This window comes from Methanobacterium formicicum DSM 3637 (assembly GCF_000302455.1).
GTDB classification, from domain to species: domain Archaea; phylum Methanobacteriota; class Methanobacteria; order Methanobacteriales; family Methanobacteriaceae; genus Methanobacterium; species Methanobacterium formicicum_A.
On record NZ_AMPO01000012.1, the window covers coordinates 61,569 to 78,943 of the forward strand.

At 36.9% G+C, this 17,375-nt stretch carries 17 protein-coding genes and 2 tRNA genes; 4 read left to right on the plus strand and 15 right to left on the minus strand.

Going from position 1 to position 17,375, the window contains the following annotated elements; all coding sequences use genetic code 11:
• Window positions 1-50: 50 nt before the first annotated feature.
• Window positions 51-542: a rubrerythrin family protein gene (locus A994_RS11705; protein ID WP_004031857.1), complete on the plus strand. Its 492-nt coding sequence runs from the start codon at window positions 51-53 to the stop codon at window positions 540-542.
• A 321-nt stretch (window positions 543-863) separates the two neighbouring features.
• Here the strand turns inward: A994_RS11705 and A994_RS11710 are convergent, their stop codons facing one another.
• The 4 genes from A994_RS11710 to A994_RS11725 form a co-directional block, all read right to left on the minus strand.
• Entirely contained in the window at window positions 864-3,332 is a 2,469-nt protein-coding gene (locus A994_RS11710; RefSeq protein ID WP_004031858.1) for a PAS domain S-box protein, read from the minus strand.
• Between the two features lie 300 nt (window positions 3,333-3,632).
• On the minus strand, window positions 3,633-3,851 hold the full coding sequence (locus A994_RS11715) for a hypothetical protein (protein ID WP_004031859.1): 219 nt from the start codon (window positions 3,849-3,851) through the stop codon (window positions 3,633-3,635).
• Between the two features lie 58 nt (window positions 3,852-3,909).
• Window positions 3,910-4,467 carry a DUF2953 domain-containing protein gene (locus A994_RS11720; protein ID WP_237739744.1) on the minus strand — a complete coding sequence of 186 codons (558 nt, stop codon included), beginning with the start codon at window positions 4,465-4,467 and terminating at the stop codon, window positions 3,910-3,912.
• A 132-nt stretch (window positions 4,468-4,599) separates the two neighbouring features.
• Entirely contained in the window at window positions 4,600-5,052 is a 453-nt protein-coding gene (locus A994_RS11725; protein ID WP_004031861.1) for a GerW family sporulation protein, read from the minus strand.
• 161 nt (window positions 5,053-5,213) lie between these two features.
• Here A994_RS11725 and A994_RS11730 point away from each other — a divergent pair.
• Together A994_RS11730 and A994_RS11735 are read left to right on the plus strand one after the other, a co-directional pair.
• Window positions 5,214-5,285 (plus strand) — tRNA-Val (locus tag A994_RS11730).
• 4 nt (window positions 5,286-5,289) lie between these two features.
• Window positions 5,290-5,362 (plus strand) — tRNA-Phe (locus A994_RS11735).
• A gap of 331 nt (window positions 5,363-5,693) precedes the next feature.
• On the opposite strand, the gene A994_RS11740 is transcribed toward A994_RS11735, so the two are convergent.
• The 9 genes from A994_RS11740 to tes form a co-directional block, all read right to left on the minus strand.
• Window positions 5,694-6,212, minus strand: a complete 519-nt coding sequence (locus A994_RS11740) for a hypothetical protein (protein ID WP_004031862.1) — start codon at window positions 6,210-6,212, stop codon at window positions 5,694-5,696.
• Between the two features lie 38 nt (window positions 6,213-6,250).
• The gene (locus A994_RS11745; RefSeq protein ID WP_004031863.1) at window positions 6,251-6,496 is read right to left on the minus strand and encodes a hypothetical protein; all 246 of its coding nucleotides are present in this window, start codon (window positions 6,494-6,496) and stop codon (window positions 6,251-6,253) included.
• Between the two features lie 528 nt (window positions 6,497-7,024).
• Entirely contained in the window at window positions 7,025-7,360 is a 336-nt protein-coding gene (locus A994_RS11750; RefSeq protein WP_048204254.1) for a hypothetical protein, read from the minus strand.
• 331 nt (window positions 7,361-7,691) lie between these two features.
• On the minus strand, window positions 7,692-8,966 hold the full coding sequence (locus tag A994_RS11755) for a tRNA (N(6)-L-threonylcarbamoyladenosine(37)-C(2))-methylthiotransferase (protein ID WP_004031865.1): 1,275 nt from the start codon (window positions 8,964-8,966) through the stop codon (window positions 7,692-7,694).
• Between the two features lie 148 nt (window positions 8,967-9,114).
• Window positions 9,115-9,771 (minus strand): protein-L-isoaspartate O-methyltransferase, encoded by a 657-nt coding sequence (locus A994_RS11760; protein WP_048204258.1) that lies wholly within the window; start codon window positions 9,769-9,771, stop codon window positions 9,115-9,117.
• 241 nt (window positions 9,772-10,012) lie between these two features.
• The gene (locus tag A994_RS11765) at window positions 10,013-10,639 is read right to left on the minus strand and encodes an HVO_0476 family zinc finger protein (protein WP_004031867.1); all 627 of its coding nucleotides are present in this window, start codon (window positions 10,637-10,639) and stop codon (window positions 10,013-10,015) included.
• Between the two features lie 302 nt (window positions 10,640-10,941).
• Window positions 10,942-11,451 carry a homoaconitase small subunit gene (hacB, locus tag A994_RS11770; RefSeq protein ID WP_004031868.1) on the minus strand — a complete coding sequence of 170 codons (510 nt, stop codon included), beginning with the start codon at window positions 11,449-11,451 and terminating at the stop codon, window positions 10,942-10,944.
• Between the two features lie 284 nt (window positions 11,452-11,735).
• Window positions 11,736-12,722, minus strand: a complete 987-nt coding sequence (locus A994_RS11775; protein WP_004031869.1) for a beta-ribofuranosylaminobenzene 5'-phosphate synthase — start codon at window positions 12,720-12,722, stop codon at window positions 11,736-11,738.
• Between the two features lie 173 nt (window positions 12,723-12,895).
• Window positions 12,896-14,371 carry a tetraether lipid synthase Tes gene (tes, locus tag A994_RS11780; protein WP_004031870.1) on the minus strand — a complete coding sequence of 492 codons (1,476 nt, stop codon included), beginning with the start codon at window positions 14,369-14,371 and terminating at the stop codon, window positions 12,896-12,898.
• Between the two features lie 138 nt (window positions 14,372-14,509).
• Between tes and A994_RS11785 the strand changes: the two genes are divergently transcribed.
• The gene (locus tag A994_RS11785; RefSeq protein ID WP_004031871.1) at window positions 14,510-15,100 is read left to right on the plus strand and encodes a CDP-2,3-bis-(O-geranylgeranyl)-sn-glycerol synthase; all 591 of its coding nucleotides are present in this window, start codon (window positions 14,510-14,512) and stop codon (window positions 15,098-15,100) included.
• 336 nt (window positions 15,101-15,436) lie between these two features.
• Here the strand turns inward: A994_RS11785 and A994_RS11790 are convergent, their stop codons facing one another.
• Together A994_RS11790 and A994_RS11795 are read right to left on the minus strand one after the other, a co-directional pair.
• Complete coding sequence (locus tag A994_RS11790; protein WP_004031872.1) at window positions 15,437-16,120, minus strand: hypothetical protein; 684 nt, start codon at window positions 16,118-16,120, stop codon at window positions 15,437-15,439.
• A gap of 217 nt (window positions 16,121-16,337) precedes the next feature.
• Window positions 16,338-17,360, minus strand: a complete 1,023-nt coding sequence (locus tag A994_RS11795) for a hydantoinase/oxoprolinase family protein (RefSeq protein WP_004031873.1) — start codon at window positions 17,358-17,360, stop codon at window positions 16,338-16,340.
• Window positions 17,361-17,375: the final 15 nt, after the last annotated feature.

Consider the following 17,375-nt stretch of genomic DNA (forward strand, 5'->3'; position numbering starts at 1 on the left):
ACACAAACATGCAAAATAAAGAAGATTGAACATAAGATGAGGCAGAAAACATGAGTACCATGGATAATCTAAATGAAGCATTCGCTGGTGAATCTAAGGCTAACCGTAAATACTTGGCATATGCCAAAAAAGCTGATGAAGAAGGACACCCCCAAGTAGCCAAGCTCTTCCGTGCAGCAGCCGAAGCTGAAACAGTCCACGCACACAACCACTTAACTGTAATGTCAGGTATTAAAACCACCGAAGAAAACTTGAAGGATGCCATTGAAGGTGAAATTGAAGAATTCGAAGAAATGTATCCCAATTTTATTGAAGAAGCAAAAGCAGATGAGAATGAAAAAGCAGTGTGGACCTTTGATGTGGCCAACCAGGTGGAGGAAATCCACGCAGGACTCTACCAAAAAGCTTTAGAAGCTCTAGGAAATAACGAAGAAGTGGATTACTATGTCTGCAGATACTGTGGAAACACTGTAGAAAACGAAGCACCTGATGTTTGCCCGGTCTGTAAAGCACTGAAATCAGATTTCTTTAATGTGGATTAAATCTTTGTAAATTAAATTTTCTTTCCTTTTTATTTTTGTCATATATTCCATTAAACCTTATTTTAGTTCAATATATCCACTTAAACCTTATTTTAGTTCAATATATTCACTTAAACCTTATTTTAGTTCAATATATTCACTTAAACCTTATTTTTAATTCAGATTATTCTTTAACCTAAATTTTCATTTATTATATTCCTTTAACCTTAATTTTCATTTATGATATACCCTTAAACCTAAATTTTTATTCATGATATTCATTTAAACCTAATTTTGGGTTTAAGATATTATTTAACCCTAATCAATATTCATTAACCTATTTTAATTTTCTTCAGGTTGCTGGAAGGTTATACGAAAATCTGTTCCCTGATCTCTTTCCAGTTCCAGTTCACCACCAATTTGTTGGGTAAGGCTATTAACCAACTGAAGACCAAGTGAATCGGCTTTTTCAGGTTTAAAATCAGGAGGGAATCCCACACCATTATCACTGACCTCAAGAACACATTGATTATCGTTTTCATTGAATTTAACCCGAATTTTACCATTACTTTCCCCAGGGAAAGCGTGTTTAATGGAATTGGATATTAACTCATTTACCATCAAACCCAGGGGAATAGCGATATTTATGTCTATCATCACATCCTCCACATCCAGTTCCAGTTTGATACGGGATGGATCAGCTACGTAGGTTCTAAAAAGATCATTGGCCAGTTTACGTATGTAATCCCCGAAATTGATATGTTTCAGATCAGCGGATCGGTACAGTCTTTCGTGGATCATGGCCATGGACTGGGCCCTTTCCTGGCTTTCTTTGAATATGGCCCTGGCTTCTTCATCTTTAATGTAACGTGACTGCAGATTAAGAAGACTGGAAATAACCATCAGATTGTTTTTCACCCGGTGGTATATCTCTTTCATTAACATTTCCTTATCCTGCAATGCCTGTTCCAGTTTAATCTGAGTTTCTTTAATATCAGTTATATCCCTTGAAATTACCTGTACACTGTGAATCCGATTATCAGGTCCGTAAAGTGGTTGTAAACTAGTACTGAACCATTGATCTTTCCCATACGGGACAAACATTTCCACATCTAAACCATCTTCTGTACGGATTACTTCTCTTATTAATTCAATCTGCTTTGTGGCAATTTCCGGAGGGAAAAAATCCCTGAGTGAACGACCCAGCAGATCAGCCGGTTCTTTACCCATACTATGGGCCCCTGCCTTGTTGGACATTAAAAAAATACCATTTTCATCATACAAAGAAATTGGATCCTTAGCAGATTCAATGAGAGTCCGGTATTTCTCCTCACTGTCACGCAATGCATCTTCTGCATTTTTTTGCTGGGTAATATCGCGACTGTTGCAGACAAATCCACTGGTCAACCCGTCCTTATCAGAGATTGGTGTTCCCTTTGTGTCCAGCCACACGTAACTACCATCTGCCTTCATGCAACGATACTGAACAGATTGTGTGATGTGTTTGGTGAGGGCGTTCTGCATGCAGGAGGTTACCCTGGACCGATCATCAGGGTGCACCTGATCGAACATTGATTTTCCAATAAGTTCCTGTGGTTTGAATCCGATAACAGATTTCACTGAAGGGCTAACATAAACATAAGCACCATCCTTACTGGCCTGGCAGATAATATCAGCCATGTTATCAGTGATCATTGACAATTGAGCTTCACTTCTTGCCAAAGCCTCCTCAGCAGCCTTTTCCCGGGTTACATCACGTGCCATGGAAGATAATCCGATTATATTCCCAGATCGATCATTTATAGGGGAAACAGTTAAGGATACATCGATTAGTTCTCCGGTTTTGGTTACTCTTTTGGTTTCATAGTGATCGATCTTTTCTCCATCACTAATTGTCTTCAGTATCGATGAGAGTTCATCAGAACCGGGTGGAAATATTATGGAACTGGATTTTCCCAGGACTTCCTTCACATTATAACCATAGGTCCTCTCTGCACCATTATTCCAGCTTAACACATTGCCCTTTAAATCCATGCCAATAATGGATTCTGCTGAGCTTTCAACAATGGCAGAAAGTATGGCACGTGTCTTTTCAGCACTTTGACGATAGGTTATGTCCCTAATAATTGAGGTGGTGAATACCTCACCATCTCCCTCCCAGTTGGTAATGGATATTTCAAATGGGAATTCTTGACCATTACTCCTTAATCCCACTGATTCAAAAGTTCCAACCAGTTTATGTTCACCAGTTTTACGAAATTGGTCCATTTGTTCATCATATTTATCCCTCAAACGATGTGGAATAAATTTTTTCACTGATTCTCCCAGAACCTCCTCTTCAGAACATTGGAACATTTTCTGAAAGCTTTCATTAACAGAAACTACCTCACCTAACATATTAGTGGTGATAATTCCATCTATGGCTGATTCAACCACAGAACGAAACATTTCTTCGCTGGTTTTCAACTTTGTTTGTGATTTTTCAATCTTTTCACTTAGAAGAATGGTTATTAAACTAACTGAAATGAACATAATCGATCTGAAAATGTCGTCATACACATAATCGCTTTGAAGTGGACTGATCCAGTCAGTTAAAATAAGCACTCCTGCCAGGAAAAACGGAACCCATAAACTCTTCCGTTTCCACCAGACAGCGGATAGTACTATTGGTATATAATAAAAGTGGGTGAAAAGTATTCCAGATCCTAAAACAAAATGAAAATAGTAAGTTAAAACACAGGATAGGACAATTAAAGATAGGACCATGAAAGTTTCATACTCGGAGAGTGATTCATTCCAGTCTAACTTCAAGGTACACACCCCCAAAACTAATCTATTTATAGTTATTTTTCTGTAAAAAGAAGCATAAATCATTTTCTCAAAATAGAATCAAAATAAAAATTTAAATGAAAATTATTATTCTGTAAATAAATTCTGGCTGTTAATTGTTTTAAAGAAAATTATAAAATGGAACTGTGAAAAAATAATTTAAAAGTTCATTTAGAACTTGGAAAAAGATAATAAATCCAGGGGGAGATGTTAATTAAAAAGAAATTACATCAGTTCAGTTAATCAACCCTATCCATCAGGTTTACAACCAGCCCATTAATATTAGACCATATACATTAGGATTTCCAGCTTTTCAGGGTCATCACATTCTTCCAGGGGAAGAATATATTTCATTTCTTCTTCCACTATCACCATAGCCACTGGAGATAAGGAATAGAATTCTCCATTAGGGTGTTTCAGGTGAAAAATCTTAACCAACGGATAAAAAACCCTATTTTCTATTTTAAAAGGTTTCCCAACCTTTATTTCCTGATTTTTCATTTTTCACCCAGCTAATTTAACATTTGCAATATTAATATTAAACATGTTTTAAATCCCCCTAGCTACGCATTTCCCCAATCAGTTCCCGCACTGGTTTTTTAGTGTATGCCCGTACTGCCCCTACCACTATCCAGATAAGCTTTAAACTGACATCCACCTCCAAATCCCCATCAAGTACCCGTCTATCAAAATCAGGTGTTATAACTGCATCAATTCGGGTGATGGCATTAAGAGGATAGGTAAAAGACCAGATATATCCGGTGAAAAGGGCGGTGTCTGCTGGACTTTCCATTCCCAATGTCATGTTCAGGGAGAATTTTTCCACAGACACTGATCTATAGCAAGCAGTAATCAACCGGTAAATATGTGGCCATGACTCTTTAACTAAGTTCAGAATCTTTAAAATACGTTTCAGGTTAAATTTATCTTCTTCATCTGTTTTTTCTTCTTTATCTTCCAGTTCTTCCTTTTTCTTAGCCTTATCTTTTTCATCTTCAGGAATATCCTTGGAAAAAATGCGTATACCTAAAAATTTAAGACTGAATTGACCGTTAATTTCAGATCCCTGTTTTTTAAAGGACAAGGATAACTTTAGAGGAATCAAAAGAAAAGACAATAAAATAAGCACCAAAATAAGTATTATGATGCCTATTATAGTGTATATCAAAATTTAACCCACTTTCAGGCTGTTAAATATTCAGGGTGAATTGTTCAAATTGTATTTCTTTGAATTATTCATTAAACATTTTTATACTGGAGGTTCACCCTTTTTTTCTTCAGTTTTTGCTTCTTCAGCCTTTTTAGCATGTTTTTTACTGTGTTTTTTGCCCATTCCCATTTTTCGTCCTTCAGCCATGACATCAACTATGGCATTGCTTACTTCACCAATTGCACGGGTTAGTGGATCTGGGTTTTTTAAAGGCAACATCTTAACCCCTTCAGGTCCACTCTGGCCTTTGAAAACTACCACCATGGCTACTGGTTCTATACCTGCACCTCCACCAGCTGCAGCTGCAGATCCTCCTTCATTACTAGTACCTTTTCCTTCACCCATTCCTGCTCCGAATGCCATTCCCATTCGGGTAACCGGGATCATGACTTTGTCTTCACTTTCTATTACTTCCCCAATCACGTTTTCTATGTTCAAGACCTTTCGAATCTCTTCTACAGTAGTTTTTATTGGATCCTGGATATCCATCATAGGTCACCCCTACATTTTTTTAATTGTATATCCTATTGCCATTTAGGCATATACATTTTACTGAAATATTATTATAAACTTGAATAATGAGTATATTTTAGAAATTTTATCACATCCCATGGAAAAAGTTTATATAGTATAGGACAATAATGTTTGAATGCGGGCCCGTGGTCTAGGGGTATGATACCTCCCTGACACGGAGGTGATCACGAGTTCGAATCTCGTCGGGCCCATCATGCCGTGGTAGTTCAGTTGGGAGAACGCCAGACTGAAGATCTGGATGTCGCTGGTTCAAGTCCGGCCCACGGCACTCCCCTTTATTTTTATTCTTTATTTGTTAAAATAAGTTTTTTTTATTTCTTAAAATAATCTTAATTAAACTTAATTGAATATTCATAATTAATTATAATATTAATTAACCTATGAAACAAAATAAATAACTTCAATTTAATCTTTTGACTGTTTTAACGATTTAACAGGAACCCCGGTAATAATCCTTGTATTTCAGATAGGACAATATAAATATTTTTTTAATTCATTAGTTTTTTAATTCATTAGTTATTATTTTTAGGTACACGATAATTAAAGTTCAGATAATTTTTAATTCACTTTAAAAAATCACTAAATTATCTCTCTTTCACTTAAATTATCCCGGTGTGTTTACGCACTGCAACAGCAACTAAACCCCCAATCCCAGTTAACATCCCATAAATAATTAATCCCCCTATTAAAATAACCAACCAGGGGATGATTCCTAGGTATGCTAGAACAATTCCCCCTGGAATGATTGAAACAAATACTGCAATACAAATTCCTACCAGAGATCCGTTTACTATTCCTTCAGTGTAGCTCCTGGTTCCCATGGCAGCTGCAGAGATAAATCCAGATAGTATGAATATAGTTAAAGAAATCAATGAAACTCCGCCTAAAAATGAAAATAAGGTTGGTTCGTTGGCATTTTGAACTGCCAATTTCACCAATCCCAAAAATATAATGATATTACTAATAACCGTCATTACTATCAAGAAAATAATACCCAATCCTACTCCCCAAAGGTCAATATGTTCATATAGTCCCCTTAAACTCTTTTTTCTCTTTTCCCTCTCTTCCAGAACATAACTATAATCATATCTGTTGGCGGGTCCCCCCTGCTTGAGCATTTTTCCACATTTAGAGCAAAAAAGTGATTTCACTTTGTTTATCTGCCCACACAATGGACATATATTTTCAGAAACGTGAGCACTGGCTTTTTTAGCACTGTTTTGATAAACACTGGTTGTTTCATTATTATTTGAACAGTTTCAGTTATTTTTTTCATGCCACGTGGTGTTAATTCAGCATAACTTAAACTCCCACCGCACAAACAACTTTCAAAGTCTTCTAAGGATTCTCCCTTCTCAAGTTCATAAAACCCTTCACATTCATCGCAGATTATGTATTTCAATTAAAATCCCGCCCCTTATTTGAATATTTAATTAGTATGTGATTTGCATTAGATTCTTCACAAAGGATACAGTCTGATGTCCCAAACACGAATTTTTATCGGAATTATATTTTTTTTATTAATATTTAAATATTACTATTATATAATAAAGCAATATTTAGCGATTAAAAATGAACTAATTAAAGGCATAAGATATTATATTTTTAGCAAACTGGAACGAATAACACCGTATTTGTTTATAATCTAAAAAATAATAATTTATTTTCGAAATATTGTCCAAAAATAAGAAATAATCCAATATTAAAAATTGACCATGAATATAAATCATTATTGTTGATAAACGGATTAAAGTGCAAATTTACTAAAAGATTGGATAAGCCCGTTTATCTAATTAAAATAAGTAATCTCAAGCTAATTAAAATAAGCAATTCAACTAATTAAAATAAGCAATTCAACTAATTAAAATAAGCAATTCAACTAATTAAAATAAGCAATTCAACTAATTAAAATAAGCAATCTCAGGCTAAGTTAAATAAGTAATCCCAATAGAACTATAGAGACTACTACAATAAATGTAACTCCTGCAAATATCCCTATTGGTTTAAATGTTTCACTTCGATTAGTGCCTGATACCTCTTTGGCAGGGATTAGTATCTGACCACAACTACTGCAAAAAGCTGTTTCATCTGTAGTTGTGTTACCACAGTTTTTACAGGTGATTTTGGGAGATTGTATTTCAGTTTCACCATCTTCTTCCATGATATAGAGTTTACCCCCACATTGACATGAGTCAAAGTCGTTGATAGATTCTCCATCCTCCAATGGGTAGTAACCACCACAAATTTCACATATTAAATATTTCATATTATCTTTTATTTGTCTGTTTATAGAGCTATATATGGTTTATCATGGGACTAAAAACGGTATTTATTATAAATAAAAAGAATCAATTGGCAAAAATGCGATTAAAAGGAAAATAATAATTAAATTAACATTAGTCTATAAGAATACTGATAATCACAAGTTAAGATGAAATTTATAAATTAGAATAATAATGAGCACAACAGGAAATAATCAGTACCAACATCTATTAATTGGTACTCGATTATTAGTACTCTGAGAATTTTGGTACTAAAGATTTTTCTTTTTAAGAATTTTCAGTTCATTTAAGAATTTTATCATATAATATTACCTTTCAGATAGGATTACCTTTCAGATAGGTGCTCCTGGACTCAGTTATATTTACATCAAGGAAGGTTCCAAGAATTGCTTCTTCCACCACCACTGTTTTATATGAACTGGTACGGCCAAGGTACCCTCCTTTACTTCCCTTATCAGTAATAAGTATTTTTTGATGGGTGCCCAGTAGCTTCTTATTGTTAACCGTTGCAATCTCCACTTTAAGATCGTTTAAATTGCGAGATCGCTTTTTCATGGTTTGGTGATCAATTTCCGGAAGTAATGAAGAGCTGGTACCAGGACGATGATGATATTTGGATATGTGTAAAAAATCAGGGCGAATTTCCCGGATTACATTCATTGTGCCCTCAAAATCATCTTCTCCCTCAGTGGGGTATCCAACGATAATATCCGTTGCCAGGGATAGTTCAGGTATTTCTGTCTGGAAATGTTTAACTATTTCCAGGTATTCCTCTACACTGTGGTCACGATTCATATCCTCCAGTATCTGATCACTCCCACTCTGCAGAGGAAGATGGAGGAATTTATAGACCTTATCATTTTTAAAGGCAGTTATAATTGATTCAAGATCATTTGCAATGTTTTTAGGGTGCATCATCCCTACTCTTATGCGAAAATCACCTTTAATAGAGGATATTTCATTTATGAGATCTGCCAGGGTTTCTCCACTGTCTTTTCCATAAGCAGCAGTATCCTGGGCGGTAAGCTGGATTTCAACACAACCATCTGCAACTGCCTGCTCTGCTTCTGATTTTAACAGTGATATAGGATAACTTTGCAATCCTCCCCGTGCAAATCGGGTGCAACAGTAACTGCATTTACCAAGACAACCCTCACATATCTGAAGAATATGAACCCATGGGTTGGAACGTTTTCGTGGGAGGCAGGTTTTAAACTCATCCCCATGACCGGTTTCCCTAACCAGATGCCCCTTCATAACTGCTTCAACTACTTCTGGAGCTGAATTTATCCTACGAGCCCCAATCCATCCAGCCTGTGGTGCCATTTTTTCCAGTTTTTCTGGATCAATATCTACCATACACCCTGCAATAAGCAACTTCTTCTGTGGAAACTGGGCCTGCAGTTTCCCAATACGATTAGTGATCTTCTGTTCAGTGGGTTGTTTAACGTAACAGGTGTTCATGATAATAACATCCGCCTCTTCAGGGGATTTTACAATTTTTCCACCATTTTCTTCCAATAAACCAGCAATTATCTGAGAGTCTGCCTGGTTAAAGGTACAACCAAATGTTTCCATGTAGATTTTCATGTTAATCAGGATTTAATTTAAATATTTTTATATTTTGATTTGATACATTTGAATTATTTATTATTTAAGAAGTGTTATTGAGGCTATGTTCAAAAAAGGGATTAAAAAGAAAATAATATCACTAAAATTTAGTTATTTTGTGCCATTATTAATCTTCTTCAGGCCAGCCATGTTGACCTATCATTGGAACGAAAATTACTCCTCCCAGATTCTGGGTCTGGTACTTATCATCTGAAATTCTTAAGATAGATACCAGTTCCTGGAAGTAGTCTGATCCCATGGGTATTATCAGTTTGCCACCAATTTTCAACTGTTTTTTAAGGGGTTCTGGAATTTTTGGTGCGCTGGCTGTTGCGTAAATTCGATGGTAGGGTGCTTTATCTGGATATCCTGTGGTTCCATCTCCTTCGATCACCGTTACAACATTAGAGTATCCAGTTTTCTCCAGATTTTCTCTGGCCTTTTCTGCCAGGGATGTAATTCGTTCTATGGTAAATACATGACCTTTTTTTCCAACAATTTCTCCTACCACCGCTGCGTTATATCCCCAACCAGTTCCAATTTCCAGAATATTCATTCCTTCTTCTAGTTCCAACTTTTCGGCAATAATCGCCACCATATGTGGTGCAGAAATGGTTTGACCTTTCCCAATAGGGAAGGGGCGATCCAGGTAGGCATGAGAATGGTTCTCCAGAGGCATGAACTCCTCCCTGGGAACTTTAAGCATAGCTTCTTTTACTTTTTGGGTTCTTATGTATCCCTGGCTAAAGAGCCTTTCCACCAGTTTTTCTCTTTCATCCTTCATAAAACCACTTAAATTCTCAAAATCCAAGTTTTCACCATGATAATGAGTAGGTGCATAATTAATGAGTATTCACATCAGAGAAGGGAGTACCTCTCTAAGTTATGAGTGCCCACATCAAATAAATGACTTAGATGTAGATAATGAGAAACTTAAGATCTAAAATAACCGACTGAAGTTCTGCTGAAGTTAATGGGAAGAGTTTTAATTCTGCTAAACTTGTTTGTTATTAGTTCTAATGTTCTTAATCTTCATCGACTATTTCAGCGGTTTCCACTATTTTAGAGGTTAGATCATATTGAACTCTGTCCCTTTTATCTGCAGGTCTTCCGTAAACTCTTTTAATTTGTTCTGCAGTAGCTCCACCTTTTCTAACTCTTGAAGTGATGGTTTTCATTGATTTTATTTGAAGGACTGCTCTTTCCAGCTTCAAAACGTCTCCTACATTAAACTGGAAATCTCTTTCAACTTCCACCTTTCGGGATAGGATTCTGCCACCATAATCAATGGATATTCCTACTCTGGTTGGCCCGGCAAGGGATGTAGCCCAAATAGTTACCAGTTCAGAAACTGGGCTTTTCAAGACACGGCCCCCTCTGATGTTTTCCAGTGAGGTTATTTCCACTTCCTCCCCATCCACCACCAGTACTTCTCCTGCCTCTAAAATCTCGTCAGGATAAATTTTAATGGTTTTTTTCACAGATTCTTCAAACTTACTGATGATTACCCGGCACTCCACCATTTTAGGAATAACAATAGTCTCTCTAAATGTGTTTCCACATTCATTGCACTTTATAAGAACTTCTTTAGTGTTCTTACCCTTGGTTTTAATTATTTCACAAGATTCAGAGTCACAAACTGGACATTTCATTTTCTTTCCTCGCTTCTATCAAAATAAGTAAAAAATATTGTAAGATTTATAACAATTTTTCTGTATTTTGAATAGTATAAATATGAACTTTATGGGAATTTAGTTGATTGAGCTAATTAATTTGAACTTTGATCATATTATATTATTTGATCTAGTTTAGTAGTTAAAATATTAGTTTATTAAATTTAGTTAGTAGTAATAATATTATTTTGATGAAAATTTGAGTAGGAATAGAATAAGGGGAATAAACTCTGTATGGGAATAAGCTCTGGATAAATTAAAATTTAAATACATTACTTAAATCAAAGTCCATCAGAATTGGTATCCTGCTTATTATGTAAATAATGAGGAACTAAACCCCCATCCTGTAATATTCCCAACATGAAATCATGGAATGGTTGAATATGGCAGCTTTTTCCCGTGGTGAGATTTTGTATTATTCCCTTTTCCAGATCAATTTGAAGCTTGTCTCCTTCATCTGCTTCTATATCTGCCACTATGACTGGTAAACCCACGTTTATAGCGTTACGGTAAAATATGCGTGCAAAGGATCGGGCCACAATAGCATCTACACCTGCATGTTTTAAGGCTACAGGGGCCTGTTCCCGGGAGGAACCACAGCCAAAATTCCATCCTGCTACAATGATATCACCCTTTTCAACATTTTTGGCGAATTCAGAGTTCTCTCCTTCCATAACATGACTTGCAAGTTCATCTAAACTGAAAGTTCTCAAGTATCGTCCAGGTATTATTACATCGGTATCTATACTATCCCTGAACTTCCAAACTTTACCATTTATTTCCTTTTTCATAATTACCAGCAGAATGATTTTTTTTATAAATGATTAAATGATTTTTCCATTAATTAACCAGATTTCAAATGATTATCCATTAATTAACTACATTTTTGATGATTATTCATCAAATAAATATATAGAATAATCTTCCACCTATTAACTATTTTATAATAGTTTTTATCTTAATTTTATTAAATTTTTTAAGTGAAGGATATAGTTTAATTCCCTAAACTTGGGAAATTGGTTTTTGCAATAATTAATTTGTTGATTAAACAAGTTTAACCTGCTATTTAACTAGTTTATTCCTTAACAGCACCACTATTTTGAGCCCTGGTTTCAATAATATGCCCACCCACATCTTTAATAGTATCACGAGCTGCACTTACTATATCCTGAGGACTGTCAGTAACTGCATAAATGGTAGGTCCAAATGAACTCATCCCCACCCCAGGTGCACCAGCATCCCGAAGATGCTGCATTATCTTGGATATGACTGGATTTTGCAGCTGGTTTTCGATTTTTTTAAATCCAATATTTTGTATGGTGTTAACTGCTTCTCCAAACATTTCCAGATCTTTTTCCAGGATAGCTGGCATCATCTTCATTAAGAGAATATGTGAAAGAGACTGAACTTCTTCTAAAGGTACTGGACAGTATTTCTGGAAGATATTAACCTCTTTTTCTCCGGAAACATGCTTTTCAAGATGAGGAATAACCAGAACCACCTTCCAGTCCAGGGGGAAATCATATCGGGCAATAATTGGAGGGGGTGATGCTTTTGAAGCAGAAGAAGGTAAAAAGTCAGGTTTTTCACCATGGTGGTGCCCTCCATCAATAATAAAACCACCTTTATCAAAGGATGCTACACCTATACCCGATGTACCTCCCCTACCAACAATATTAGCAATCTGAGGTACACTTATTTGATAATTATCAGAGTCAGAAATGAGTTTACCTGCAGCCAGAGATAGTTGAGTGCCAGAACCCAAACCAGAATGAGATGGATACGTTTCATGAACAGTAAAACTATATCCTCCTTCCAAATGAAGATATTCCATCATTCGACTGGCAGACGTTCTTATTTTATCCTCATAATCAGCTACAACATTAACCGGCAAATTCTGACGGTTTTTAAATTTTACAGCGATTTCATCACCCTTCTGTTTCATTTCCAGAACCAGTCGGGGTTTTTCAAGTGTAAGGCCCACACCACCATCTATTCGACCAATGGAACCATTAAGATCTATTAGGGTTAGATGCAGCCGGGAGGGAGTTTTGATTATCAATTCTGCTACCAGATTTATTTTTTTTGAGTGTTTAAAGAACTTTAAACATAAGAGTTAAGAGAAGGTTATTCTTAAGGTTTAAAGAACTTATCTTAACAGTTAGATTACTCTTAACTGTTAAGCGAACTTTGTTCTTATTAACTTCGCTAATTTTATTCCTTCAGTGGCTTAGATTATTCTTTCAGTGGCTTAGCGAACTTTTTCTCAATCTCTGAACGGTAAATTGCATTCATAGAACAGAATGGTATTATTCTTCCGTCAGGAACTGCGTAGTGAATCACACATCTTCTAACACGGTCCTGGTCAAAGTTCCAGGGATCCATAAAGTGCATGCATGATATAAGCAATGTTTTATGGTGGAAATCTCCCAGAGCACTGTAAGATCTTTCTTTAAAGACCTTAGTCAGTATTCCAGTTATATCCAGTGAATCAGGTTTCTTATTCCGGTCTATGGTTTTGGGAAGTTCCATTGTGGCTCGGCTTATGACCCTGGCTTTACCTACTATGCCACCATCTTTTATATCATCACTGCTACGGGAAAGGAGGTTGAAGAAGCGATCCACATCCACAAACTCAGTTATGGGGATAATTTCATCATTATCAATGAAAATGTAGGTTGCAGCACCGCAGTGAGGGTGACAAGTGAACGAAACCTGATCTTCCCCTTCAATAGCTTCCACAAAATCTGTGATAGGTATAACCGAAGATGCAGGGTAGAAATCATCTCTACCGATCTGACCATCGGTCTGGTCTTCCACTAATTTCTGGAATGTTGGTATGGTTATTCTCTGTTCTTCCACTTCATCTGCAGGTGTTCGACCAGCAAAGGACACTGGCTGGAAGTTAACGCCCCGGATGATGTCTAGGTTATCAATTGCAAATTGTATGATGTCACCAACTTGATCATCATTGATTCCTTTAACCAGTGTTGGCACCAGTACAATTCCCAGATCTGCCTTACGGCAGTTTTCAATGGCTTCCAGTTTGGTTGGTAGGAGGTTACGTCTTCGGGCTTTTATGTAGGGCTCCTCAGTAACTCCATCAAACTGAAGATAAACCGTGTTTAAAGAGGCATCTTTAAGTTTCTGAGCAAGCTCTGGGTCTTTAGCCAGTTTAATTCCATTGGTGGCAATTTGAGTGTGACTGAATCCTTCTTCCCGGGCTAATTTCACCAGTTCCACAATGTCCTTTCGTACTGTGGGTTCACCACCCGCATACTGAATGGCTGGTGTGGGTACTGGTTGGTTTGCACGGAGGTTCCGTAGCATTTGGCGTATTTCTTCATAAGTAGGCTCATATAAAGATTTAGATACAGCTGCATTAGCAAAACAAATAGGACAACGAAGATTACAACGATTAGTAACATCAATAAGGCCTAATATGGTCTGACTCTCATGTTCAGCACACAATCCACAATTCTGAGGACATTCCCCTTCCACAGTTGTTCGAGGGTTGCTAATTCCATCACCAACATAATCATAATCCGCTGCGTAACGGTAAGCTTCTGAACTTTGCCAGTAAGTGTTTTCAAATTCACCGTGCTCTGGGCACGTTTTCTTTATCATTATTTTTTCCTGGTCTTCAAAGACTTCTGCATCCACAACTTGAAGACATTCAGGACACAGGCTTTTTGTTTTCTTTATGACCATCATCTCACCTATATAGTATTGAATTTTCAGGTTAATACGTCAACTATTATCCTTAACAAATATTGAGGATTTCAACTAGCATATAGTATTTATGGTTAAGCACATAACTATTATCCTGTTTTAAATCGGAGGTAAACTATGGACTCGAGTATTTTCAGTGTTTTGATTTTATCCGCTTATGCTATATACTTTATGTTACCGGCTTACTTAGCCAACGCTGGTGCCCTTACCTTTGGGGGAGGAACACCCCTTGACTTTGGCCGATCCCTAAATGACGGTCGTAGAATATTTGGTGATGGTGTCACATGGAAAGGGACCATCATTGGTATTCTAATCGGAATAGGTATCGGCCTGCTTCAAGGAGCAATAACTGGTAACATGGTACATGACCTTTTAATGTTAGGGAATCCTGGAATAGCTAGTCTGGTTCAAGGAACAATAACCAGCAACGTTTTACAGGGTGCATTGCTGGGCCTTGTACTGGGTAGCGGTGCGATTATAGGAGACGCTTGTGGGAGTTTCATTAAGAGAAGATTCAAAGTGGAACGAGGACGACCCGTACCATTTATGGATCAGTTAGATTTCGTGGTGGGTGCCCTACTATTCGCATCTTTGGTAGTAACTATTCCATTTGCTTTAATCATTCTTATAATTATAATTAGTATCTTCCTTCATTTAGGAACTAATATCATTGCCTATTTATTAGGTATGAAGAATGTTTGGTACTGATATTGTTGAATACAACTATAATATTGGTTATATTATGATTACATCAAAATATTAGCAGTTATGCACTGATAAAAAGTTATACCATGATTTTAGGCCTCCCCACTATTCCCCCCCTTTTTTTAATAATTTTTTCTAAAATATAATATTTTAATAGTACACATTTCCATTATTTTTTCCAGTGTACTTTTAAATTAATGAGTAAACTTCCAGATATAACTTCCATTAATTTTTCATTTATGATTCTTTTGATATTTAGATATCCTCTAAATGATCTTATTCCCGTTAATATCTTATACTCCATTTATTAATACATTATTCCGTTTTTACATTATTCCGTTAATATGAAGCCAGAATAGATTTAAAACTAGCACTGAAAAGCTGGTATGTCATTTGTCCTGCTTCTAGTTCAGTGTTCCACTCTGGAATTTCATATACAAAAACCGGATACCCTGCATTGGTTAACGGTCGATCAATCTGGGATATGGAAGTGCTCTTCTCACGGGTGCTGGATGAACCAGGGTAATAATTAAAAGCAGGCAGTAACTGATGAACTGCTTCACCCAGTGAAACTGATTTGTTATCATGGGTGGGGGTGGCTATGTAATATCCATCACCATAACCCTGTTCATGGTCATGGGCGATGATCACCAGCTGGTAATCTGATTTTTTAATATCTGGAATGGCATACTGTTCAACCAGGTCCTGGCCGTTGCTTCTGCCAACATCAAAGTCATCTGGCTGGTCAGTTACAGTGACATGGTAATCAACCATCTCCACATTGTTAAGTATGGCAAAAACTTTCACTACCTTGGGCACCAGGTTGGTGGAGAGGTTCTCACGGGGATGCATGCCAGTTATCACTGCAATCTTTACAGATGAATTACCATAATGAGAGTAAACCTCTTTAGTAACGTATCCCTGTTGGTTGGAGCCTAAGATTGAATGCTGACTTGAGTTAGCAAATAAAAAAGCAGCCACGAGCACCAGTATTATAACTCCAATTATTAAACTCTTTCTCATAGAACCATGACCCTGTGAATTTCAATTTACAAGTTTATACAAGATTTTAAGTCTCTATACTGAGATTAAAATTTGCCCTCCCCCACTAATTTTTCAAATCTTAACATTATGTTTTAACAGTCGAGATTAATGATTAAACACTCTAAATCAATGTTTTAACCGACAAGATTAATGATTAAACAGTGAAAATTTATGTTTTAACGTCTAGATTTTGTTTTCAAGCACGCAAAAACTTCTCCATGAGAAGGGCGGTTCCCACTGCCGGTGCCACCACACAATCAGTAGGGGTGAGGATTTCTTCCATGGTCCTAACCTCCAGGCCCTGGAGTTTTGCGGCTTCACTTCCGATTATGTCCATTCCCAATCCTGTTGCAATTACCAGCGTTATACCTTCCCTTTCACTGACTTCTTTAAGGGCTTCGGCCACCTGTTCTACCTGTTTCTGGTAGATGAACTGTGCAATCTTCACAACTTCATCCGGACTCAGTAAATCCAGATCACCACATACCACCCGTGACAATCTTAAAAGCGAATTCTCCCGATTATTATCCGCACCATCCGGAGTTTCAGAGGTGTAATCTTCTCTGGTGATATTTTCAAGAACCAGGTGCACATCAGCAGTTACTGCAAAAAATTCTGATGCTGTGCGCACCCAATCATCTCCCAGTGGTACTTTATCCACAATGGTTGCCACGTTGGTGCGGAGGGTGCCCGTGTAAACCAATTCACCGGTTGCAAGCCTTTGGAGATCTGTTCTTCCCTTAGCACATTCTACACCATTTTTTATGGGAATTATATCCGTGGTGGTACTTCCTGTATCTATAAATATACAATCCGGAGCCATGTAAGCAGCTAGCGGAGCCGTGGCAATCCAGTTAGCAGCAGCCAGTTGCAGAGGATTCTTTTTCACAGCATCGTAATCCATCATACCATTAAGACCCACAAAGGCAACTGGCAGATCGAATGTTTCCATAACTCTGGTTGAAATATCCAGAACCCCTTCACTCTTGTTCTGGTAACTATCAGCAAGTTCTGCAGTCATGGAAATACCAACTGCATCAATTTCATCAATATCAGTACCTAAAAGTTCCAGGAGAGTCTTGGAAAGTTCATGCTTTTTAATCCACATGGGGAGATAAGAAAAATCTGTTTTTATATTGAGAATTTTCCCTTTTTCATCAAATTCGACCACAGCAAGGTCGGTGTTTGCTCCGCCAATATCAAAACCTGCAATTTTCAATTAATCACCTTTATA

Bases quoted from the DNA above. Each gene is read 5' to 3' on its own strand.
- A994_RS11705 (WP_004031857.1), top strand. From the start codon at position 51: ATGAGTACCATGGATAATCTAAATGAAGCATTCGCTGGTGAATCTAAG.
- A994_RS11715 (WP_004031859.1), bottom strand. From the start codon at position 3,851: ATGAAAAATCAGGAAATAAAGGTTGGGAAACCTTTTAAAATAGAAAAT.
- A994_RS11725 (WP_004031861.1), bottom strand. From the start codon at position 5,052: ATGATGGATATCCAGGATCCAATAAAAACTACTGTAGAAGAGATTCGA.
- A994_RS11740 (WP_004031862.1), bottom strand. From the start codon at position 6,212: ATGCTCAAGCAGGGGGGACCCGCCAACAGATATGATTATAGTTATGTT.
- A994_RS11750 (WP_048204254.1), bottom strand. From the start codon at position 7,360: ATGAAATATTTAATATGTGAAATTTGTGGTGGTTACTACCCATTGGAG.
- A994_RS11755 (WP_004031865.1), bottom strand. From the start codon at position 8,966: ATGAAAATCTACATGGAAACATTTGGTTGTACCTTTAACCAGGCAGAC.
- A994_RS11760 (WP_048204258.1), bottom strand. From the start codon at position 9,771: ATGAAGGATGAAAGAGAAAAACTGGTGGAAAGGCTCTTTAGCCAGGGA.
- A994_RS11765 (WP_004031867.1), bottom strand. From the start codon at position 10,639: ATGAAATGTCCAGTTTGTGACTCTGAATCTTGTGAAATAATTAAAACC.
- hacB (WP_004031868.1), bottom strand. From the start codon at position 11,451: ATGAAAAAGGAAATAAATGGTAAAGTTTGGAAGTTCAGGGATAGTATA.
- tes (WP_004031870.1), bottom strand. From the start codon at position 14,371: ATGGTCATAAAGAAAACAAAAAGCCTGTGTCCTGAATGTCTTCAAGTT.
- A994_RS11785 (WP_004031871.1), top strand. From the start codon at position 14,510: ATGGACTCGAGTATTTTCAGTGTTTTGATTTTATCCGCTTATGCTATA.
- A994_RS11790 (WP_004031872.1), bottom strand. From the start codon at position 16,120: ATGAGAAAGAGTTTAATAATTGGAGTTATAATACTGGTGCTCGTGGCT.